20 protein-coding genes and 1 riboswitch are annotated in these 19,986 nt (G+C 61.6%); of the genes, 18 read left to right on the top strand and 2 right to left on the bottom strand.

Annotated elements, in window-relative coordinates; all coding sequences use genetic code 11:
- Positions 1 to 307 precede the first annotated feature (307 nt).
- The 5 genes from QZR30_RS15905 to QZR30_RS15885 all read left to right on the top strand — a co-directional run bounded on the left by QZR30_RS15905 (position 308) and on the right by QZR30_RS15885 (position 4,913).
- Positions 308 to 1,348, top strand: coding sequence for a DUF2066 domain-containing protein (locus tag QZR30_RS15905; protein WP_311903662.1), 1,041 nt, complete (start codon positions 308 to 310; stop codon positions 1,346 to 1,348).
- Positions 1,349 to 1,407: 59 nt separating this feature from the next.
- Complete coding sequence (locus tag QZR30_RS15900) at positions 1,408 to 2,481, top strand: AI-2E family transporter (RefSeq protein WP_043048930.1); 1,074 nt, start codon at positions 1,408 to 1,410, stop codon at positions 2,479 to 2,481.
- A gap of 204 nt (positions 2,482 to 2,685) precedes the next feature.
- The gene (gene hda, locus QZR30_RS15895) at positions 2,686 to 3,390 is read left to right on the top strand and encodes a DnaA regulatory inactivator Hda (RefSeq protein WP_003193052.1); all 705 of its coding nucleotides are present in this window, start codon (positions 2,686 to 2,688) and stop codon (positions 3,388 to 3,390) included.
- A gap of 209 nt (positions 3,391 to 3,599) precedes the next feature.
- Positions 3,600 to 4,229, top strand: coding sequence for a C40 family peptidase (locus QZR30_RS15890; RefSeq protein WP_046071747.1), 630 nt, complete (start codon positions 3,600 to 3,602; stop codon positions 4,227 to 4,229).
- 144 nt (positions 4,230 to 4,373) lie between these two features.
- Positions 4,374 to 4,913 carry a C40 family peptidase gene (locus QZR30_RS15885; protein WP_034117134.1) on the top strand — a complete coding sequence of 180 codons (540 nt, stop codon included), beginning with the start codon at positions 4,374 to 4,376 and terminating at the stop codon, positions 4,911 to 4,913.
- A gap of 150 nt (positions 4,914 to 5,063) precedes the next feature.
- Here the strand turns inward: QZR30_RS15885 and QZR30_RS15880 are convergent, their stop codons facing one another.
- Positions 5,064 to 6,377 carry a PQQ-dependent sugar dehydrogenase gene (locus QZR30_RS15880; protein WP_311903660.1) on the bottom strand — a complete coding sequence of 438 codons (1,314 nt, stop codon included), beginning with the start codon at positions 6,375 to 6,377 and terminating at the stop codon, positions 5,064 to 5,066.
- Between the two features lie 99 nt (positions 6,378 to 6,476).
- Positions 6,477 to 6,722: riboswitch (cobalamin riboswitch) on the top strand.
- A gap of 80 nt (positions 6,723 to 6,802) precedes the next feature.
- Here QZR30_RS15880 and cobO point away from each other — a divergent pair.
- The 13 genes from cobO (at position 6,803) to QZR30_RS15815 (ending at position 18,541) form a co-directional block, all read left to right on the top strand.
- Complete coding sequence (gene cobO / locus QZR30_RS15875) at positions 6,803 to 7,414, top strand: cob(I)yrinic acid a,c-diamide adenosyltransferase (protein WP_043048925.1); 612 nt, start codon at positions 6,803 to 6,805, stop codon at positions 7,412 to 7,414.
- Complete coding sequence (locus QZR30_RS15870; protein ID WP_056845597.1) at positions 7,411 to 8,802, top strand: cobyrinate a,c-diamide synthase; 1,392 nt, start codon at positions 7,411 to 7,413, stop codon at positions 8,800 to 8,802. The genes cobO and QZR30_RS15870 overlap by 4 nt, the downstream gene beginning before the upstream one ends.
- Positions 8,799 to 9,449, top strand: coding sequence for a 5,6-dimethylbenzimidazole synthase (bluB, locus tag QZR30_RS15865; protein WP_311903658.1), 651 nt, complete (start codon positions 8,799 to 8,801; stop codon positions 9,447 to 9,449). The genes QZR30_RS15870 and bluB overlap by 4 nt, the downstream gene beginning before the upstream one ends.
- Entirely contained in the window at positions 9,446 to 10,354 is a 909-nt protein-coding gene (gene cbiB, locus QZR30_RS15860) for an adenosylcobinamide-phosphate synthase CbiB (protein WP_046071751.1), read from the top strand. Before bluB ends, cbiB begins: the two co-directional genes overlap by 4 nt.
- Complete coding sequence (gene cobD / locus QZR30_RS15855) at positions 10,347 to 11,336, top strand: threonine-phosphate decarboxylase CobD (RefSeq protein WP_046071752.1); 990 nt, start codon at positions 10,347 to 10,349, stop codon at positions 11,334 to 11,336. The genes cbiB and cobD overlap by 8 nt, the downstream gene beginning before the upstream one ends.
- Positions 11,333 to 12,784 carry a cobyric acid synthase gene (locus tag QZR30_RS15850; protein WP_046071753.1) on the top strand — a complete coding sequence of 484 codons (1,452 nt, stop codon included), beginning with the start codon at positions 11,333 to 11,335 and terminating at the stop codon, positions 12,782 to 12,784. The genes cobD and QZR30_RS15850 overlap by 4 nt, the downstream gene beginning before the upstream one ends.
- 471 nt (positions 12,785 to 13,255) lie before the next feature.
- Positions 13,256 to 13,777 (top strand): bifunctional adenosylcobinamide kinase/adenosylcobinamide-phosphate guanylyltransferase, encoded by a 522-nt coding sequence (cobU, locus tag QZR30_RS15845; protein ID WP_059397779.1) that lies wholly within the window; start codon positions 13,256 to 13,258, stop codon positions 13,775 to 13,777.
- On the top strand, positions 13,774 to 14,829 hold the full coding sequence (gene cobT / locus QZR30_RS15840) for a nicotinate-nucleotide--dimethylbenzimidazole phosphoribosyltransferase (protein ID WP_311903657.1): 1,056 nt from the start codon (positions 13,774 to 13,776) through the stop codon (positions 14,827 to 14,829). Before cobU ends, cobT begins: the two co-directional genes overlap by 4 nt.
- Complete coding sequence (gene cobC / locus QZR30_RS15835) at positions 14,826 to 15,401, top strand: alpha-ribazole phosphatase family protein (RefSeq protein ID WP_311903656.1); 576 nt, start codon at positions 14,826 to 14,828, stop codon at positions 15,399 to 15,401. The genes cobT and cobC overlap by 4 nt, the downstream gene beginning before the upstream one ends.
- A 2-nt stretch (positions 15,402 to 15,403) precedes the next feature.
- Positions 15,404 to 16,132 (top strand): adenosylcobinamide-GDP ribazoletransferase, encoded by a 729-nt coding sequence (locus tag QZR30_RS15830; protein WP_056847906.1) that lies wholly within the window; start codon positions 15,404 to 15,406, stop codon positions 16,130 to 16,132.
- A 42-nt stretch (positions 16,133 to 16,174) separates the two neighbouring features.
- Positions 16,175 to 16,579: a MarR family winged helix-turn-helix transcriptional regulator gene (locus tag QZR30_RS15825; RefSeq protein WP_046071758.1), complete on the top strand. Its 405-nt coding sequence runs from the start codon at positions 16,175 to 16,177 to the stop codon at positions 16,577 to 16,579.
- A 63-nt stretch (positions 16,580 to 16,642) separates the two neighbouring features.
- Positions 16,643 to 17,842 (top strand): MFS transporter, encoded by a 1,200-nt coding sequence (locus tag QZR30_RS15820; protein WP_162252764.1) that lies wholly within the window; start codon positions 16,643 to 16,645, stop codon positions 17,840 to 17,842.
- Between the two features lie 150 nt (positions 17,843 to 17,992).
- Complete coding sequence (locus QZR30_RS15815) at positions 17,993 to 18,541, top strand: glutathione peroxidase (protein ID WP_046071760.1); 549 nt, start codon at positions 17,993 to 17,995, stop codon at positions 18,539 to 18,541.
- A gap of 65 nt (positions 18,542 to 18,606) precedes the next feature.
- On the opposite strand, the gene QZR30_RS15810 is transcribed toward QZR30_RS15815, so the two are convergent.
- Positions 18,607 to 19,884: an OmpP1/FadL family transporter gene (locus QZR30_RS15810; RefSeq protein WP_046071761.1), complete on the bottom strand. Its 1,278-nt coding sequence runs from the start codon at positions 19,882 to 19,884 to the stop codon at positions 18,607 to 18,609.
- Positions 19,885 to 19,986 lie beyond the last annotated feature (102 nt).

Below are 19,986 nucleotides of genomic sequence, written 5' to 3'. Positions count from 1 at the left end.
GGCGCTTTTGGTAAAAGGCCCAGCCGTTGACGGTCTGCGAAGGCGCGCGATTTTATCAGGCTTGAGGGGCAGCGGCCATCCTCGGGCCGACGGGCAGGGCCATATAGGTAGAAAACCGCTGAAAAAATCCTGATCGGCTCTGCCTGGGTGGCTGTTAAGGTATAGCCTTGGATCCGCAATCGTTATGACAGCACCAAAACTTATCGAGGCCCCTGTGAATGTTTTGCTGGCTGGCGTGGTCACAGCCTGGCTAAACCGGTTTCACAAGGTCTGTTCCAGCCGCTAATTTGTCGTTCGGGAATCTTCCATGCGTCTGTGTAAATTCTTCTTTGTAGGCTGCTTGTCGTTGGTCAGCCTGGCGAGCCATGCCGAAACCCTCAATGGCCTCTATCAAGTACTCGAGCCCGTCAGCAGCCAGTCGCCCCAAGAGCGCGACCAGGCCACCCAGCGTGCCGTGCAGACCCTGGTGATCCGCCTGACCGGCGACGCCAAGGCCGCTGACGGCCCTGGGCTGGCGGCGATCCGCAAGGACCCGCAACAAATCGTCAGTCAGTACGGCTACGACGCAGGCCCACCGGAAAGCCTGCAAGTGGACTTCGACCCGGTCAGCACTGATCGCGCCTTGCGTGACGCGGGCCTGTCGATCTGGGGCAGCAATCGGCCGTCGATCCTCGGTTGGTGGCTGAACGATTCCACCGAAGGCAGCAGCCTGGTCGGCGATGGCCAGGCGGTTGCCCAGGCGCTGCGCCGGGCCGCGCAACACCGTGGCTTGCCGCTGCGTCTGCCACTGGGCGATCTGGATGAGCAGGTGGTTGCCACTGCGCCAAACCTGGAAAGTGCCGACGCCACACCCTTGCGCGCAGCCTCCGAGCGCTACGGCGCCGATGCTTTGCTCGCTGTGCACGCGCGCCAGGAAGGCAATCAGTGGCAAGCCAAATGGCGCCTGTGGCTGGGCGACAAGGCCGAGCAGGGCACTGCCCAGGGCGCTGACACTGCCGCACTGGCCGATGCTGTATTGCTGGCGGTCAGCCAAACGCTGGCGCCGCGCTTTGCGGTCAAGCCGGGGGTGAGCAGCGAGCAGCTGCTTGAGGTGCAAGGCATGAACCTGGAGCGCTACGCCGCACTGGGCCGCTTGCTGGAACCCTTTGGTGGTCAACCGCAATTAGTGGACGGCAATCGCATCGTGTATCGCGTCAATGGCAGCGCCGAGCAGCTGCGTACTCAATTGAGCCTTGCCAAGTTGCAGGAAATCCCCGCAGGTGAAGCCCCGGTTCAACAACCGCCGGTGGATGGCACGCAACCGGCGGCTGCACCTGAGCCCCAGGCGCAACTGCGTTTTCGTTGGTAAATGATGTTCCTCCTTCTATATAGAAGGTGGGCGTAGATAGATAACAGATGGAGTGGTTTATGGCGGATACGCGTCGTTGGGTGTGGCTTGGCGGGATTGTCCTGCTGTGCGGTTTTGTGTTCTTGCTGCATTCGATCCTGACGCCGTTTCTGGTGGCGCTGCTGCTCGCGTATCTGTTCGATCCCGTGGTGGATCGCCTGGAAAAAGCCGGTATGTCGCGCACCTGGGGTGTGGTCACGGTGTTTGCGCTGTTCACGCTGATTATCACGGCGCTGGTGCTGATACTGGTGCCGATGTTGGCCAAGCAGCTGTTTCGCCTCTATGAACTGGCGCCGCAGATGCTCGACTGGTTGCAGCACACGGCAATGCCGTGGGCGCAGTCCAAGTTTGGGCTGGCGGATGGTTTCTGGAAGTTCGACAAGGTCAAGGCGGCCATCAGCGAACATATGGACAAGACCACCGACATCGTCAGCGTGGTGCTCAGCCAGGCGACCGCTTCAAGCCTGGCGCTGATCGGTTGGTTGACCAACCTGGTGCTGATCCCGGTGGTGGCGTTCTACCTGCTGCGGGACTGGGACATCATGATGGCCAAGATCCGTAGCCTGCTGCCCCGTGACCGTGAAGAACGCATCGTCTCGCTGGCGGGAGAATGCCATGAGGTGCTCGGTGCATTTGTCCGCGGCCAATTGCTGGTGATGCTGGCCTTGGGGGTTATCTACGCTGCCGGTCTGATGGCGATCGGCCTGGAGCTGGGGCTGTTGATCGGCCTGATCGCGGGCCTGGCGGCTATCGTGCCGTACATGGGCTTTGTGATTGGCATCGGTGCGGCGCTGGTGGCGGGCTTGTTCCAGTTTGGCGGCGACCTTTACCCGATGCTGGGGATTGTCGCGGTATTCATGGTTGGCCAAGCCTTGGAAGGCATGGTGCTGACGCCGCTGCTGGTGGGTGATCGGATTGGCCTGCACCCGGTGGCGGTGATCTTTGCGATCCTGGCCGGTGGCGAGTTGTTCGGCTTTACCGGCATCCTGCTCGCGCTGCCGGTGGCGGCGGTGATCATGGTGCTGGTACGGCACGTACACGACTTGTATAAGGATTCGGACGTGTACACGGGCATTGATGAGCCTGATTTGTAATCGTGATGTCACAAACCCGGCTCAGGCCGGGTTTGTCGTTTATGGCGGCGGGTGCGTCAAACAATCCGCGTAAATTCGCCAGGTTAACGCAAACCTTTGATTTTGCTTGTGGTCTGCTGCATTGTGCGCCCGGCGTCACGGGTATAAACTTTGCAAACTTTACATAGAGGCCACTAACGGTTCGATGGGAGCCGTTCAGTCAGCATGAAACCGATTCAGCTGCCCCTAGGTGTGCGTCTGCGTGATGACGCTACCTTTATCAACTACTACCCAGGCGCCAATGCCGCTGCACTCGGCTATGTCGAGCGGCTCTGCGAAGCCGACGCCGGGTGGACTGAAAGCCTGATCTACCTGTGGGGCAAGCATGGCGTGGGGCGTACCCACCTGTTGCAGGCAGCTTGCCTGCGTTTCGAGCAGATGGGGGAGCCGGCGGTGTACCTGCCCCTGGCTGAGTTGATGGATCGCGGCATCGGCATCTTCGACAATCTTGAGCAGTACGAGCTGGTGTGTCTCGATGACTTGCAGGCAGTGGCCGGTAAAGCGGAATGGGAAGAAGCGCTGTTTCATCTGTTCAACCGCCTGCGCGACAGCGGCCGGCGCCTGCTGATCGCCGCATCGACTTCACCGCGTGAGCTGCCGGTGAAGCTGGCTGACCTCAAGTCTCGCCTGACCCTGGCGCTGATCTTCCAAATGCGCCCGTTGTCCGATGAGGACAAGTTACGTGCCCTGCAACTGCGTGCGTCCCGTCGCGGCCTGCACCTGACCGACGAGGTCGGGCACTTTATCCTCACCCGTGGCACCCGCAGCATGAGCGCGTTGTTCGATTTGCTCGAACAGCTCGACCAGGCTTCGTTGCAGGCGCAAAGGAAATTGACGATCCCTTTCCTGAAAGAAACCTTGGGTTGGTAAGTGATTGATTTGCCGTGGTTCGGCACTTTTCAGGCGTCAGAAAACCTGCGCTTGAGCCAAGCAGGCCACGCAGTAGCAGCGATAAATGGAATTACGGCTTAGATGTCATAGTCGAAACCAGAAGTCACATAGATCGCGATTGAATTTGCAAATCGATGTGATAGAGGGCATAGTCTCGGCTTCTTTACACATCAGCCACGGTCGTGCCCATGCTAAATCGCTTCGCACCCCTCGTGCCTCTCGCACTCGTTACCCTGTTGTTTGGTTGCGCCTCCCACCCTCAGCAGGTGGTAGAGCAGCAGAAGCCACAACCACAGACTCAACAAAAATTCGTCGCCGCACAGTCTTCCACTGTTTATGAGGAAGAGCTGGCTACTGAGAAGGAACTGGCCGATTTCTCTGGCAGCAAGCCTTATCAGCTGCCTTTGCTGGCCGACAGCATTCTTGAACGCGGCAAGTCCCTGATCGGTACACGTTACCGCTTTGGCGGTACCTCTGAAGCTGGTTTCGACTGCAGCGGCTTCATCGGCTACCTGTTCCGTGAAGAAGCCGGCATGAATCTGCCTCGCTCGACGCGCGAAATGATCAACGTGGATGCACCGTTGGTCGCACGCAACAACCTCAAGCCGGGCGATCTGCTTTTCTTTAGTACCAGTGGTCGTGGGCGTGTCAGCCACGCCGGTATCTACTTGGGCGATAACCAGTTTATTCACTCCAGCAGCCGCCGCAGTGGTGGTGTCCGGGTCGATAACCTGGGTGACAGCTACTGGAGCAAAACCTTCATCGAAGCCAAGCGCGCACTCGCCATGGCCCCGACTACGGTTACCGCTAGTAAGTAAAGTTAAAGTGATACTTGAAGTTTGACGTGTAAGCGCTAGAATCCCTGAACATTGTTGTCATCCGTTCGCGCGAGCTTTGCTTGCGCGTTCTGGTTTTCAACGTTCGGCAGCGAAAGCCGCATCCAGTCCAGGATTGTTCTGCACATGTCGACCTCGGCCCGCCTGATTCTTATTGTTTGCGCCGCCCTGCTCAGCGCCTGCGCGAGCCGCCCACCGCCGCCCGCGCCTGTAGCGGTCAAGCCAAAGCCGGTGTTCAACTACGCTACCCAGAATTTCTCGCCCGCTGCCGAAGACGTGCTCTTCCGCGCCCTGGGCCTGGTCGGCACGCCTTATCGTTGGGGCGGCAACACGCCGGACTCGGGCTTTGATTGCAGCGGCCTGATTGGCTTTGTATTCCGCGATGCCGCCGGGATCTCCCTGCCGCGCACTACCCGCGAGCTGATTGTGATGCGTGCCCAGGACGTCAGCGAGCAGAACCTGCAAACCGGTGACCTGCTGTTCTTTGCCACCGGTGGTGGTTCACGGGTCAGCCATGCGGGGATTTATGTCGGCGAAGGGCGCTTTGTGCATGCGCCGCAAACCGGCGGTACGGTGAAGCTGGATACGCTATCCAAAGCGTATTGGCAAAATGCCTACCTGAGCGCAAAGCGAGTGTTGCCCGGGAATCTGGCACGCAACCCTTAAGTCGTAACATGGATCAAAATGTGGAAGGGGGCTTGCTCCCGATAGCGGTGTAACAGTCAGCACATACTCAGCTGACAGGCCGCTATCGGGAGCAAGTCGAATCGTCGCACCGCCCCTCCCACATTGTTTTTGTGGTGTTTTTAAGAGGGGTTATTTGGCTGCCGAAACCCGCCAAACCTTATTCCCCACATCATCAGCCACCAGCAAATCCCCTTGCTGGTCGATCACCACACCCACCGGCCGGCCCATGGCTTTCTCATCGCTGTTGAGAAACCCCGTCAGCACATCCACCGGCTGTCCTTTTGGCTGGCCCCCTTCAAACGGCACGAAAATCACCTTGTAGCCACTGTGCGGCTTGCGATTCCATGAGCCATGCTGGCCGATAAACGCACCGTTGCTGAACTGCGCGGGCAGTCTGTTGCCCTCGGCGAATGTCAGCCCCAGCGACGCAGTATGAGGGCCTACCGCATAGTCCGGCGCGATAGCCTTGGCGACCAGATCAGGGTTTTGCGGTGTGACACGCACATCCACATGCTGGCCGTAATAGCTGAAGGGCCAGCCATAAAACCCGCCATCCTTGACCGAGGTGATGTAGTCGGGCACCAGGTCACTGCCGATTTCATCGCGTTCATTGACTGCCGTCCACAGCTTGCCACTCTGCGGTTCCCAGGCCATTCCGTTAGGGTTGCGCAGCCCGGAGGCGAAAATGCGCTGCGTGCCGGTGGCGCGGTCGACTTCCCAGATTGCGGCGCGGCCCTGCTCTGCCTCCAGGCCGTTTTCGGCGACGTTGCTGTTGGAGCCGACGCTCACATACAGCTTGCTGCCATCCTTGCTGGCCACCACGTTTTTCGTCCAGTGGTGGTTCAAAGGCCCGCCCGGTAAGTCCACGACCGTAGCGCCCTGGGCTTTGATCGCGGTTTCACCCGGCTGATAGGGGAAGCGCAGCAACTTATCCGAGTCCGCCACATACAGGTCGTTGCCGACCAGCGTCATGCCAAAGGGCGAATTGAGATTCTCCAGAAACACTGTGCGGGTTTCGGCCACGCCATCGTGATCGGCATCACGCAGCAACGTAATGCGGTTCGGGCTCGGCACGCCGGCACCGGCACGGCCCATGACTTTTTCCATTACCCAGCCACGCACGCCTTTGGAATCGTCCGGCTTGGGTGGTGCATTGGTCTCGGCCACCAGCACGTCGCCGTTGGGCAGCACGTAGAGCCAGCGCGGGTGATCCAGGCCCTCGGCGAAGGCGGCAACCTGAGTGCCGGCAGCGGCGGTTGGCTTGGCGCCCTCCGGCCAGCCAATGGCCGGGGCGATATTGACGGTGGGGATCAGGGTCTTGTTCGGTTCCGGCAGCTTGGGCGCGGGCCCGGTGCCGTCGGAGACCTGCAAGGTAGAGCTTTCACCGCAGGCGACGAGGCCACCGGCGAGCATGATCAGTAAGGCGACTCGGGTTTTATGCATGGTTTTCTCCTTGATACCTGTAAGGGTAGAGAAGCAGGGTGTACGGATGGTTCAAGTACAGGCCCAGCTTTAATTGACGCTCCACCCCCAACCCACTAACCTTCGCGGCTTGTTCCAGGTGCTCTGTGGCGTGCGCGTCGGCAGAGTGAAACAGGGAAGCCGGTGAGTGAGCGCATTTATACACAGTGCTGCCACGATTCCGGCGCTGCCCCCGCAACGGTAAATGAGTCAAGACGGTGCTGTTTGCCACTGTATCGCCTGCGATATGGGAAGGCGCGCCCTCGGCTGCTTCGATAAGACGCGCCACTCATGAGTCCGGAGACCGGCCTTGAACATTCAACAGCATCACGGTGGGCGATGCTTGGCTGTCTGTTTTGTCTTTTTCCTGCCCGCCGTTTTTTGTCCAGCCCCAACGGAGAGCTGCCATGACCGATTCCCCCGACCGCGACGAACGCCACTTGGCGCGCATGCTGCGCAAGAAAGCCGTGATCGACGAGCGCATCGCCAATTCGCCGAATGAGTGCGGCCTGTTGCTGGTATTGACCGGCAATGGCAAAGGCAAGAGCAGCTCGGCCTTCGGCATGCTGGCCCGCGCCATGGGCCATGGCATGCAGTGCGGTGTGGTGCAGTTCATCAAGGGCCGCAACAGCACCGGCGAAGAGCTGTTCTTCCGACGCTTTCCCGAGCAGGTGCGCTTCCATGTGATGGGCGAAGGTTTTACTTGGGAAACCCAGGACCGCCAGCGCGACATCGCTGCCGCCGAGGCGGCCTGGGCCGTGTCCCGTGCAATGTTGCAAGACGCCTCTATCGGCCTGGTGGTGCTGGACGAGCTGAACATCGCCCTCAAGCACGGTTACCTGGACTTGGACCAGGTACTCAGCGACCTGCAAGCCCGCCCGCCGATGCAGCATGTGGTGGTCACCGGCCGCGGCGCCAAGCCCGAACTGATTGAAATGGCCGACACCGTCACCGAAATGGGCATGCTCAAGCACGCCTTCCAGGCCGGTATCAAGGCCCAGAAAGGCGTCGAACTTTGAATCAGCCCCGTCATTGCCCGGCCGTATTGATCGCCGCTCCGGCGTCCGGCCAGGGCAAAACCACCGTCACCGCCGCGCTCGCACGTTTGCATTGCAACCTGGGACGCAAGGTGCGCGTGTTCAAATGCGGGCCGGACTTTCTCGACCCGATGATCCACGAGCGCGCCAGCGGTGCGCCGGTGTATCAACTGGACATGTGGATGGTGGGCGAGCAGGAAAGTCGCCGTCTGCTCTGGGAAGCGGCAGGGGAGGCTGACCTGATCCTGATCGAAGGCGTGATGGGTTTGTTCGACGGCACGCCCTCCAGCGCCGACCTGGCGCGGCACTTCGGCGTGCCGGTACTGGGCGTGATCGATGGCACCGCCATGGCCCAGACCTTTGGCGCCCTGGCCCTGGGCCTGGCACGTTATCAACCCGACCTGCCGTTTGCTGGCGTGCTGGCCAACCGCGTCGGTACTTTGCGTCATGCCCAGTTGCTCGAAGGCAGCCTCACCGAGGGCTTGCGCTGGTACGGCGCGTTGTCCCGGGAGACCGGCATCGAACTGCCCAGCCGCCACCTGGGCTTGGTGCAAGCCAGTGAATTAAATGACCTCGATGTGCGCCTGGACGCCGCCGCCCAGGCCTTGGGCAGCAGTTGTGAAGTGGCCTTGCCGCCGCCCGTGACCTTTGCCGCGCCCGCTGTGATCGAGGCCGAGCCGTTGCTCGCCGGCGTGCGCATCGCCGTGGCCCGTGACGAAGCCTTTGCCTTTACCTACGGCGCCAGCCTTGACCTTTTACGGGCGATGGGCGCTGAGCTGAGCTTTTTCTCACCGATCCATGATCGCCAACTGCCGGAAGCTGACAGTCTGTATCTGCCCGGCGGGTATCCGGAATTGCACCACCAAGCCCTGTCGGCCAACATCCCGATGCTGGAGGCCATCCGTGCGCATCACGCCGCCGGTAAACCGCTGCTTGCTGAATGTGGCGGCATGCTCTACCTGCTCGATTCGCTCACCGATGTGCACGGTTCTCGTGCCGAACTGGTGGGCCTGCTGCAGGGCGATGCAGTGATGCAAAAGAAACTTGCAGCCCTGGCTCTGCAAAGCGTCGAACTGCCGGAAGGTGTCCTGCGTGGCCACACCTACCACCATTCCCTGACCAACACCGAATGGGCGCCGATTGCCCGCGGCCTGAGCCCCAACGGTGGGCGCGGTGCCGAAGCGGTGTATCGCCAAGGGCGGATGACCGCGTCCTACGTGCACTTTTATTTCCCGTCCAACCCGCGCGCGGTCGCCGCGTTGTTTGCGCCAGACCTTGAGACCGCTATCGCAGGCAAGCCAGCTCCCACAGTTGACCGAGTTGAAACCCAATCCAATGTGGGAGGGGGCTTGCCCCCGATGAGGCCATGACTGACAACGCCTTCCCCAAGGCCGACCGCGACGCTGTCTACCGCGCCATCGCCGAACGCCGCGACATGCGCCACTTCACCGGCGGCAGCGTCGCCTCGGAACTGCTGCAGCGCCTGCTCCAGGCCGCGCACCAGGCGCCCAGCGTCGGCCTGATGCAGCCTTGGCGTTTTATCCGCATCAGCGACCGATCTTTGCGTGGGCAGATTCAACAACTGGTGGAAGAAGAGCGCGTGCGCACCGCCGAGGCCTTGGGCGAGCGCTCCGATGCGTTTATGAAGCTCAAGGTCGAAGGTATCAGCGACTGTGCCGAAGTGTTGGTGGCTGCGCTGATGGACGACCGCGAGCGCCACATTTTCGGGCGCCGTACCTTGCCGGAAATGGACATGGCGTCGTTATCCTGTGCCATCCAGAACCTATGGCTGGCGGCGCGCGTGGAAGGCTTGGGCATGGGCTGGGTCTCGCTGTTCGAACCCCAGGCCCTGGCCGAGCTGCTGGGCTTGCCGCCCGGTGCCAAGCCCCTGGCGGTGTTATGCCTGGGACCGGTGGCGCAATTCTATCCGGCACCGATGTTGCAGCTTGAAGGCTGGACCGAGCCGCGACCGCTGAGTGACATGCTGTATGAAAACAAGTGGGGAGTGAGTCAATGAGTGTGGCCTTGCTGTGTGTCGCTGCGGTGGCGCTGGATGCGCTGCTGGGTGAGCCCAGGCGCTGGCATCCGCTGGTGGCGTTCGGCAATTTCGCCGGGCGTATCGAGCAGCGTTTCAATACCGGTGGACGCGGCTGGCGCAGCCATGGCGTGACCGCGTGGTTTATCGCGGTGGTGCCGCTGACCCTGCTGGCCACGGCTTTGTCCTGGGCGCCGTTGATTGGCTGGCTCGTGGAAATCCTGGCGTTGTACTGCGCCCTTGGCATGCGCAGCCTGGGCGAGCATGTGGCCCCGGTGGCCCAGGCTCTGCGCAGGGATGACCTGGACGAGGCGCGCAAACGCGTGAGCTACCTGGTCAGCCGCCAGACCAGCGAACTGGACCGCACTGAAGTCGCCCGCGCCGCCACTGAGTCGGTGCTGGAAAATGGCAGCGACGCGATATTCGCCGCGCTGTTCTGGTTCGTGGTGGCCGGTGTGCCAGGGGTGGTGCTCTATCGCCTGAGCAACACCCTGGATGCCATGTGGGGCTATCGCAACGAACGCTTCGAACGCTTTGGCTGGGCGGCCGCCAAGATAGACGATGTGCTCAACTATATTCCTGCGCGCCTGGTGGCTTTGACCTACGCGTTATTGGGCAAAACCCGCTTGGCCCTCAAATGCTGGCGCGTCCAGGGCCCGACCTGGGACAGCCCCAACGCCGGGCCGGTGATGGCCGCCGGTGCCGGTGCACTGGGGGTCGAGCTGGGCGGTGCGGCGATTTATCACGGCGAGGTACATCAGCGCCCGCCGTTGGGTGAAGGTCTACCGGCCGATGCCGATTCCATTGATCGCGGCTGGCAACTGGTGCAACGCGGCGTATGGTTGTGGTTGTTGGTCCTGTGCATAGGGGCACACATCTATGCTTGAACACGGTGGTCGGCTGCGAAAGGCCGCGATTGAGTATGGGATTGCCGAGGCGGATTGGCTCGACCTGTCCAGTGGCCTGGCGCCTTGGCCGTGGCCGATCCCAGAGATCCCGTTGCGTGCCTGGGCGCGCCTGCCGGAAAGCGACGACGGCCTGGAGCAGGCCGCCAGCGACTATTACGGTACCGCCCAGTTGTTGCCGGTGCCGGGCTCCCAGGCCGCGATCCAGTTGCTGCCGCGCCTGCGGCGTTCCGGCAAGGTCGGCGTGCTTTCGCCCTGTTATGCCGAGCACGCCGAAGCCTGGCGTCGCGCCGGCTACGTGGTGCGCGAAGTGCAGGAGCAGGAGGTCGATTTCTATCTTGACGGCCTCGACGTGCTGGTGGTGGTCAACCCCAACAATCCCACGGGCCTGAGCCTGCCACCGCAGCGCCTGCTGGACTGGCATGCACGGCTGGCCCAGCGCGGTGGCTGGCTGATAGTGGACGAGGCCTTCATGGACGTTACCCCAGAGTTGAGCCTGGCCAGCCATACCCATGAGGTCGGTTTGATCGTGCTGCGTTCATTCGGCAAGTTCTTCGGCCTGGCCGGTGTGCGCCTGGGCTTTGTGCTGGCCGAACGCAAGTTGCTCAAGTTGCTCGCCGAACAGGTCGGGCCCTGGGCCGTCAGCGGGCCGACACGGGTGCTGGGCCAAGTGTGCCTGCGCGATACCGCCGGGCACACCCGCCAGCGCAAGCGCTGCATCGACGCCGGCCAGCGCTTGTTCGAACTACTTGAAAGCCGGGGCTTTGAGCCCCACGGCGGTTGCGCGTTGTTCCAGTGGTTGATTACGCCGCACGCCGAGCGCCTGCACGAGTTCATGGCCCAGCGCGGCATCCTGCTGCGCCTGTTTGTGCATGACAGCAGCGTGCGTTTCGGCCTGCCCGATACCGACGCCGATTGGCTGCGACTCGACCAGGCCCTGGCCGCCTACAAGGACGCCACATGAGTACCTTGATGGTGCAGGGCACCACCTCCGATGCCGGCAAGAGCACCCTGGTGACTGCGCTGTGTCGCTGGCTGGTGCGCCAGGGCGTGGCGGTGGTGCCGTTCAAGCCGCAGAACATGGCGCTCAACAGCGCCGTCACCGCCGAAGGCGGCGAAATCGGCCGTGCCCAGGCGGTCCAGGCCCAGGCCGCCAACCTGGCGCCCCACACCGATATGAACCCGGTGTTGCTCAAGCCCAACAGCGATACCGGTTCCCAAGTGATCATCCATGGCCGCGCCGTGACCAGCATGAATGCCGTGGCCTATCACGACTACAAGGCTATCGCGATGCAAGCGGTGCTGGCTTCCCACGCGCGTTTGAGCCAAGCCTACCCGGTGGTTATGGTCGAGGGCGCGGGCTCCCCGGCCGAGATCAACCTGCGTGCCAACGACATTGCCAACATGGGCTTTGCCGAAGCAGTGGATTGCCCGGTGCTGTTGATCGCCGACATCAATCGCGGCGGCGTGTTCGCCCATCTGGTCGGCACGCTGGAGCTGCTTTCGCCCAGTGAGCAGGCGCGGGTCAAGGGTTTCATCATCAACCGTTTTCGCGGTGATATCGCGCTGCTGCAGCCTGGGCTGGATTGGCTGCAGACGCGCACCGGCAAGCCGGTGGTGGGGGTGTTGCCCTATGTGATGGACCTGCATCTGGAGGCCGAAGACGGTATCGATCAGCGCCAGGTCGACAAGGCCGCCCAGGTGCTCAAGGTGGTGGTGCCGGTGTTGCCGCGTATCAGCAACCATACGGATTTCGACCCGTTGCGCCTGCACCCCCAGGTGGATTTGCAGTTTGTCGGGCCGGGCCAGGCGATTCCTGCGGCTGACTTGATCATTCTGCCGGGGTCGAAAAGCGTGCGCAGCGATTTGGCATTCTTGCGTGCCAATGGTTGGGATACGGCCGTGGCGCGGCATTTGCGCTATGGCGGCAAGGTGCTGGGGATTTGCGGTGGGTTGCAGATGCTGGGTGAGCAGGTGCATGACCCGCTTGGGCTGGAGGGTGTGGCCGGGTCGAGTGCTGGTCTTGGGCTGCTGGCGTTTACTACGACGCTGGAGGTGGAGAAGCAGCTGCGTAATGTACGCGGGCGCTTGGTGCTCGAGGATGCGGAGGTCAGTGGGTATGAGATTCATGCGGGGGTGACGTCGGGTGAGGCCCTATTGAGCGCGGCCGTGCTGCTGGACGATGGGCGCAGCGATGGGGCGCTGAGTGCTGATGGGCAGATTCTTGGTACCTATCTGCATGGGCTGTTCGAGGCGCCGGCGGCGTGCAGTGCGTTGTTGCGTTGGGCTGGGTTGCAGGATGTGCAGGAGGTGGATTATCACGGGTTGCGTGAGCGTGATATCGAGCGGCTCGCGGACTTGGTAGAGCAGCACTTGGACACCGGTTTGTTGCGCAACCTATGCGGGATTTGACGGTGTTCGAATGTGGGAGGGGGCTTGCTCCCGATGGCGGCCTGTCGGTGTACATATCCATTGCTGCGGTAACGGCCACCTATGGTTCCGCTCTTACAGCGGGTCACTTTTGAACAGCGCAAAAGTAACCAAAACGCTCTTGCCCCACCACTCGGCACCTCGCCCAGGCTCGGTGTGCCCTCACTCCGGCTTGAATCCGTGGGCCGCCGTCATGGGCCATCCCTGGCCCAGGACGGCTAACCCGGCGTCCTGCCGGGTTACCCACGGCTTCAAGCCTGCGTTCGGCCAGCGTGGTTTAACGGGGCGCCTAAGATCAAAAGCAACATCAAGAGCGGCTCGCTGCGCATCGTGGTTACGGTTGGCGGCGGGCTTTTGCTTTTCTGTAGGAGCGGGCTTGCCCGCGAAAGACCTGAGAGCGCCGCGTTCATTCTGGCTTGCCGCTCCATCTATGACCTTTACAGGGCCAATTCCATGCTCCAACTGATCTTGGGCGGCGCACGCTCGGGCAAGAGTCGTCTCGCTGAAAAGCTCGCCAGCGATAGCGGTTTGCCGGTTACTTACATCGCCACCAGCCAGCCTCTGGACGGTGAAATGAATCAGCGGATTGCCCTGCATCGTGGGCGTCGTCCAGACCATTGGGGGTTGATTGAAGAACCCCTTGAGCTGGCGCGGGTACTGGGTGAATACGCCGCTGCCGACCATTGCCTGTTGGTGGACTGCCTGACGTTATGGCTCACCAATCTTCTGATGCTCGAAGACGCCGATCGGCTGGCGTTCGAGCGTGATCAACTGCTGCAAACCCTGGCGTCGCTGCCGGGGGAAATTATTTTTGTCAGCAACGAGACCGGTCTGGGTGTCGTGCCGCTGGGCGAATTGACTCGCCGTTATGTGGATGAAGCCGGTTGGCTGCATCAAGCTTTGGCCGAGCGGTGTCAGCGTGTTGTCTTGACGGTCGCCGGTCTGCCCCTGACTTTGAAAGGTACTGCGTTATGACGGATTCCTGGTGGCTCAAGCCCTGCAAGGCCATTGATATCGCTGCCCACGAACAGGCGCTGGCACGCCAGCAGCAGTTGACCAAGCCGGCTGGTTCCCTCGGGCAGTTGGAAGCGCTGGCGGTGCAGTTGGCGGGCTTGCAAGGCCAGGTCAAACCGTCGGTAGATCGACTGTGGATCGCGATTTTTGCCGGCGATCACGGCGTGGTTGCCGAAGGCGTGTCGGCATTTCCTCAGGAGGTGACTGGGCAGATGCTGCATAACTTTGTCACCGGTGGTGCGGCGATCAGCGTGTTGGCGCGGCAGCTCGGTGCGCAGTTGGAAGTGGTCGACCTCGGCACCGTCACGCCGTCGCTGGATTTGCCCGGCGTGCGTCACCTGAATATCGGCGCGGGCACGGCCAATTTTGTCGAAGGCCCGGCGATGACTCAGGCCCAGGGGCAACTGGCCCTGCAAGCCGGACGAGACAGCGTGAGCCGCGCCCTGGACAGCGGCGCGCAGTTGTTTATCGGCGGCGAGATGGGCATCGGCAATACTACTGCGGCCAGCGCCTTGGCCTGTGCCTTGCTGGATTGCCCGGTGAGTGACCTGACAGGCCCGGGCACGGGTTTGAATGCCGCGGGTGTCAGCCACAAGATCGCGGTCATCGAGCGGGCATTGGCGTTGCATGCCGTTCAGCGTGGTGATGCGTTGCAAACGCTGTTCAACCTCGGCGGCTTTGAAATCGCGGCGCTGGTCGGCGCTTATCTGGCCTGTGCCCAAGAAGGTATTGCGGTGCTGGTGGATGGCTTTATCTGCAGCGTTGCCGCACTCGTGGCGGTGCGCTTGAACCCGGCGTGCCGCCAATGGCTGTTGTTCGGCCATCGGGGCGCCGAGCCGGGCCATCGCGATGTGCTGCACAGCCTGGATGCCCGACCTTTGCTGGAGCTGGGCCTGCGCCTGGGCGAGGGCAGTGGCGCGGCGCTGGCGGTGCCGTTGTTGCGCCTGGCGTGTGCACTGCATGGGCAGATGGCAACGTTTGCCGAAGCGGCCGTGGCGGATCGTCCCGCATGACCTTGCACCTGGACCTGCTGCGTCACGGCGAAACCGAGTTGGGTGGCGGCTTGCGTGGCAGCCTGGACGATGCATTGACTGCCACGGGCTGGGCGCAGATGCGTGCCGCCGTGGTGGGGCAGGGGCCGTGGGATCGTCTGATCAGTTCACCGCTGCAACGCTGTGCCTTGTTTACCCAGGAGTTGGGGGCGCAGCTTAATGTGCCGGTAAGTCTTGAGCCTGATGTGCAGGAGCTTCACTTCGGCGCCTGGGAAGGTCAGAGCGCAGCCGCGTTGATGCAGACTGATGCCGAAGCGCTCGGCCTGTTCTGGGCGGATCCCTACGCTTTCACGCCGCCGCAAGGCGAGCCGGTCAGTGAGTTTTCCGAGCGCGTGCTCGGCGCTGTCTCACGACTGCATCGGGCTTATGCTGGCCAGCGCGTGCTACTGATCAGCCACGGCGGCGTGATGCGCCTGCTGTTGGCCCGCGCGCGCGGTTTGCCCCGTGAGCAATTGCTTAATGTCGAAGTCGGCCACGGCGCTTTGTTCAGCCTGCAGGTTGGCGCCGACAGTGTCTTGAAGGAAGGAGCCTGACGATGCTGCCATTTTGGATCGCCCTGCAATTTCTCAGTAGCCTGCCGATCCGCTTGCCGGGCATGCCACAGCCCCAGGAGCTGGGCCGCTCGTTGCTGTTTTATCCGCTGGTGGGGCTGCTGTTCGGCGTGTTGCTATGGGGCCTGAACCTGATGTTGATGGGCGCGCCCTTATTGCTGCATGCCGCACTACTATTGGTGGCCTGGGTGCTGCTCAGTGGCGGCCTGCACCTGGATGGCCTGGCGGACAGCGCCGATGCATGGTTGGGTGGCTTTGGTGACCGCGAGCGCACCCTCAGCATCATGAAAGACCCGCGCAGCGGGCCGATTGCGGTGGTCACCCTGGGCCTGGTGTTGCTACTCAAGTTCAGCGCGTTGGTGGCCCTGATCGAACAGCACAATGGCGTGGCCTTGATCCTGGCGCCGCTGATCGGGCGGGCTTCGATGTTGGCGCTGTTTCTCACCACGCGCTACGTACGTGCAGGAGGATTGGGCCAGGCATTGTCCGATCATTTACCGCGGATTGTCGGACAACAGGTGCTGATCCTCAGCGGCCTGGCGTGCGTCCTGATTGGTGGTTTCAACGGCGGCATCGCGGTGTTGCTGGCGGCGCTGTGCTTCGTGTGGCTGCGTCACTTGATGGTCAAGCGTCTGGGTGGTACCACGGGCGATACGGCTGGCGCGCTCTTGGAGTTGCTCGAAGTCGCTGTACTGGTCGGGCTGGCCCTGTAACCCTTTCTTGCATTTCCTTAACTCCGGGTATATACACGCTCCATGCTTGCCTCCCAATGTTTATGCACCAACCTGCGACGCGCCGCCCGTGGCGTCAGCAGGCACTACGACGGCGCTCTCGACGGCTTCGGGATCAACGTTGCCCAGTATTCTCTGCTGTGTAACTTGCAGCGCCTTGACCAACCGAGCATTTCCAGCCTGGCCGAGGCCATGGGCCTGGACCGTAGCACCTTGGGGCGTAATCTGCGCGTGTTGGAAGGCGAAGGGCTGGTGCAGTTGGTCGAGGGTGACGATCTGCGCAACCGCCTGGTGGTGTTGACCGAAACGGGGCAGGAGCGACTGGCCGCGGCCTTGCCGGCCTGGGAAGCGGCGCAACAGAAACTGATTGATAAGTTGGGCGCCGAAAAGCGCGAAACGTTGTTGGCCTTGCTGGACGAACTCGCCTGACGCGCGGTTTGTTCGACTATAAGCGGGTATATACCCGCGAGCGGAGAATAAGAAATGACCTCGATGTGGCGCACCAGCGGTTGGATCCTTGTGGGGAGTGCGCTGATCCTGGCGCTCTCCCTGGGCGTACGGCATGGCTTCGGCTTGTTCCTGTCGCCCATGAGCAGCGAATTTGGCTGGGGGCGTGAGACCTTTGCCTTCGCCATTGCCTTGCAGAACCTGATCTGGGGCCTGGCCCAACCGTTTACCGGGGCCTTGGCAGACCGTTTCGGCGCGACCAAGGCAGTGTTTGTCGGCGGCGTGTTGTATGCCGTGGGCCTGGTGCTGATGGGCATGTCCGACTCTGCGTGGTCGCTGTCCCTGAGCGCAGGCTTGCTGATTGGTATTGGCCTGTCCGGTACTTCGTTCTCGGTGATTCTTGGTGTGGTCGGCCGCGCCGTAGCCCCGGAAAAACGCAGCATGGCCATGGGCATCGCCAGCGCCGCCGGCTCCTTCGGCCAGTTCGCCATGGTCCCCGGCACCCTCGGCTTGATTGGTTGGTTGGGCTGGTCTGCGGCACTGCTGGCGTTGGGCTTTATGGTGGCGTTGATCCTGCCGCTGGTCGCGATGCTCAAGGATCGGCCGCTGCCGGCCACGGTCGGTCAGCAAACCCTGGGCGAAGCTCTCAAGGAAGCCTGCTCTCACTCAGGGTTCTGGCTGTTGTCCTTCGGTTTTTTTGTCTGTGGTTTCCAAGTGGTATTTATCGGTGTGCATTTGCCGGCATACCTGGTCGACCAGCACCTGCCGGCCACGGTGGGCACGACGGTGCTGGCCTTGATCGGCCTGTTCAACGTGTTCGGCACTTACACGGCCGGGTGGCTGGGCGGGCGCATGTCCAAGCCGCGCCTGCTCACCGGCCTGTACCTGTTACGGGCCGTGGTGATCGTATTGTTCCTATGGGCGCCGGTCACTGAAGTCACCGCCTATCTGTTTGGCATGGCGATGGGGTTCCTGTGGTTGTCCACCGTCCCCCTGACCAACGGCACCGTCGCGACCTTGTTTGGTGTACGCAACCTCTCAATGCTCGGTGGGATCGTGTTCCTGTTCCACCAACTCGGCTCATTCCTTGGTGGTTGGCTGGGCGGGGTGGTCTATGATCGAACCGGCAGCTACGATTTGATCTGGCAGGTGGCGATTCTGCTCAGCCTGCTCGCTGCGGCCCTGAACTGGCCGGTGCGTGAGCGCCCGGTGGCGCGTATGCAGGCGCAGATGGAGGCGGCATGAGGCTAACGGTGCGCGTTATGGCCATGGCGGCGGGGTTGGTCCTGTTGCTGCTGGCCTGGTGGGGTTGGCAACAGGGCGGTCTGGCGTTGATGCAACTGGGCATGGCGATCTGTTAAGTTCAATGCCTGAACTGACTCAAGGACTTTGATCATGCTGATGCGCTGGCTCGCTGTACCCGTCCTCATGGCTGTTGGCAGCTTGGCCATGGCTGCCGACTGCCCGCCGCTCTTGGAGGGCCAACTGCCCAAGCTGCGGGCCAAGGAATCCATTGACCTGTGCCAGCGCTTCGCCGGCAAGCCCCTGGTGATCGTCAATACCGCGAGCTTTTGTGGGTTTGCACCGCAATTCAAAGGCCTCGAGGCGTTATACCAGCGCTACAAGGACCAAGGTCTGGAAGTAATTGGCGTGCCTTCCGATGACTTCAAGCAGGAAGCCAAGACCGGGGAGGAGACTGCCAAGGTCTGCTACGTGAACTACGGCGTGACCTTCACCATGACCGAGCCGCAGAAAGTCAGGGGGCCGGATGCAGTGCACCTGTTCAAGCTGCTGGCGCAGCAGAGCAGTGCGCCGAAGTGGAATTTCTATAAATACGTGGTGGACCGCCAGGGCAAGGTAATTGCCAACTTTTCCAGTGTGACCAAGCCGGACAGCCCGGACCTGATCAAGGCGGTGGAAGAGGCATTGGCGTCCAAACCCTGAGCCGCGACCAATGAAAAGCCCCGCCTCCTGTGCAGGAGAGCGGGGCTTTTTTATACCGCTGCGAATCAGAAGCGGTAGGTCATACCCAGGCCGAAACCGTTGGCACTGTTTTCATACTTGGCGTTGTAGCTGGCCAATGCGTTGGAGCGCGAAACCTTGACGTCTTCTTCCTTCAGGTAGGAGTAGGCCAGGTCGACGGTCATGTTCGGCATGACCTCGTAGCCCAGGCCCAGGCTGAAGATCGTGCGGTCGCCAGTCGGGATGCGTGGCGAGCGATCCGTGTTGTTGGTTGGCGATTGGTCAAAGGTCAGGCCGGTACGCAACACCACTTGCTTGGTGAGCTGGTACGAGGTACCCACGGCGTAGGCCCAGGTATCGTGCCAGTTCTGGTCTTCCTTGATAGTGCCCACCAGGGCAGGAGCGAGCGCACCACCCGTTGCGCCGCTCACGCCGTCGTTCTTGACGGTGATGTCTTTCAAGCGGCTCCAGCGTGTCCACGTTGCACCCGCATAGAGTTTCCAGGCGTCGGTCAGGTCTTGGGTGACCGACAGGTCATAGGACTCAGGTGTATCAATCTTCAGCGATGCATCGTAGCGATTGCTGCGCAGGGCTGCAGCGGTCGCTGCAGGTGCAGTGACTTCAGTGTGGCCGTCCAGCTTGTAGCTGACCTTGGAGTGATAGGTCAGGCCAACGCGGGTAGTATCGGTTGCTTGTACCAGCACGCCAATATTGAAGCCCAGCGCGGTGTCGTCGCCCTTGATCTTGATGTTGGTGTCTGGCGCACGAGCATTCAGCGTCAGGTCTGATTCCAGGGTGCCGGCGATGCGGTTGATGGTCGGGCCAAAACCAACGGAAACACGGTCGTTGAAGGCGTAGCTGACCGTTGGCTGGAAGGTGATGACTTTCACTTCACTCTTGCTGCCAAAGCCACGGCCCTGGAAGCCGCTTTCGTAGTCAGTCACCAGCCCGAACGGTGCATAGACGCCGAAGCCGACAGCCCACTGATCATTGAGTTTATTGGTGTAGAAACCGAAAGGGACGGCAGTGAAAGGCACCATGTCGCCTTTGTTGCTACCGCGGGAGCGGCCGCTGACGTCGCTGATATCAGTGGAGGCATCAATGGCAGCAACACCGCCGGTGATCTGTTGACCTTCCAGACGTGCCATACCGGCAGGGTTACCGAACACAGTGCTTGCATCATCGGCAGAGGACGAGCGACCTGCGAAACCGGTACCCATCCCGCTGACGCTCTGCTCGTTCAGGGCAAAGCCGCTGGCGAACAGTTGGGAGGATGCCATGGCAACGGCGAGGCTAAGTGTGGTCTTGAGCATTACTTTTTTCATTATTAGAACTCCGTGGTGATCACCGCTGCGGAAAGTATCAATAAATTTCGCATCGCGCTATAGGCTGTAATACAGGAGATAGAGCGGTTTTGTAGGACAATC

Origin of the sequence: Pseudomonas sp. rhizo25, from assembly GCF_031931935.1 — a bacterium.
Lineage (GTDB): Bacteria > Pseudomonadota > Gammaproteobacteria > Pseudomonadales > Pseudomonadaceae > Aquipseudomonas > Aquipseudomonas synxantha.
The sequence above is the reverse complement of the archived record's forward strand: the minus strand, read 5'-3'. Positions and strand labels throughout refer to the sequence as shown.

Bases quoted from the DNA above. Each gene is read 5' to 3' on its own strand.
- QZR30_RS15905 (WP_311903662.1), top strand. From the start codon at position 308: ATGCGTCTGTGTAAATTCTTCTTTGTAGGCTGCTTGTCGTTGGTCAGC.
- QZR30_RS15900 (WP_043048930.1), top strand. From the start codon at position 1,408: ATGGCGGATACGCGTCGTTGGGTGTGGCTTGGCGGGATTGTCCTGCTG.
- hda (WP_003193052.1), top strand. From the start codon at position 2,686: ATGAAACCGATTCAGCTGCCCCTAGGTGTGCGTCTGCGTGATGACGCT.
- QZR30_RS15890 (WP_046071747.1), top strand. From the start codon at position 3,600: ATGCTAAATCGCTTCGCACCCCTCGTGCCTCTCGCACTCGTTACCCTG.
- QZR30_RS15885 (WP_034117134.1), top strand. From the start codon at position 4,374: ATGTCGACCTCGGCCCGCCTGATTCTTATTGTTTGCGCCGCCCTGCTC.
- QZR30_RS15880 (WP_311903660.1), bottom strand. From the start codon at position 6,377: ATGCATAAAACCCGAGTCGCCTTACTGATCATGCTCGCCGGTGGCCTC.
- cobO (WP_043048925.1), top strand. From the start codon at position 6,803: ATGACCGATTCCCCCGACCGCGACGAACGCCACTTGGCGCGCATGCTG.
- bluB (WP_311903658.1), top strand. From the start codon at position 8,799: ATGACTGACAACGCCTTCCCCAAGGCCGACCGCGACGCTGTCTACCGC.
- cbiB (WP_046071751.1), top strand. From the start codon at position 9,446: ATGAGTGTGGCCTTGCTGTGTGTCGCTGCGGTGGCGCTGGATGCGCTG.
- cobD (WP_046071752.1), top strand. From the start codon at position 10,347: ATGCTTGAACACGGTGGTCGGCTGCGAAAGGCCGCGATTGAGTATGGG.
- QZR30_RS15850 (WP_046071753.1), top strand. From the start codon at position 11,333: ATGAGTACCTTGATGGTGCAGGGCACCACCTCCGATGCCGGCAAGAGC.
- cobU (WP_059397779.1), top strand. From the start codon at position 13,256: ATGCTCCAACTGATCTTGGGCGGCGCACGCTCGGGCAAGAGTCGTCTC.
- cobT (WP_311903657.1), top strand. From the start codon at position 13,774: ATGACGGATTCCTGGTGGCTCAAGCCCTGCAAGGCCATTGATATCGCT.
- cobC (WP_311903656.1), top strand. From the start codon at position 14,826: ATGACCTTGCACCTGGACCTGCTGCGTCACGGCGAAACCGAGTTGGGT.
- QZR30_RS15830 (WP_056847906.1), top strand. From the start codon at position 15,404: ATGCTGCCATTTTGGATCGCCCTGCAATTTCTCAGTAGCCTGCCGATC.
- QZR30_RS15825 (WP_046071758.1), top strand. From the start codon at position 16,175: ATGCTTGCCTCCCAATGTTTATGCACCAACCTGCGACGCGCCGCCCGT.
- QZR30_RS15820 (WP_162252764.1), top strand. From the start codon at position 16,643: ATGTGGCGCACCAGCGGTTGGATCCTTGTGGGGAGTGCGCTGATCCTG.
- QZR30_RS15815 (WP_046071760.1), top strand. From the start codon at position 17,993: ATGCTGATGCGCTGGCTCGCTGTACCCGTCCTCATGGCTGTTGGCAGC.
- QZR30_RS15810 (WP_046071761.1), bottom strand. From the start codon at position 19,884: ATGAAAAAAGTAATGCTCAAGACCACACTTAGCCTCGCCGTTGCCATG.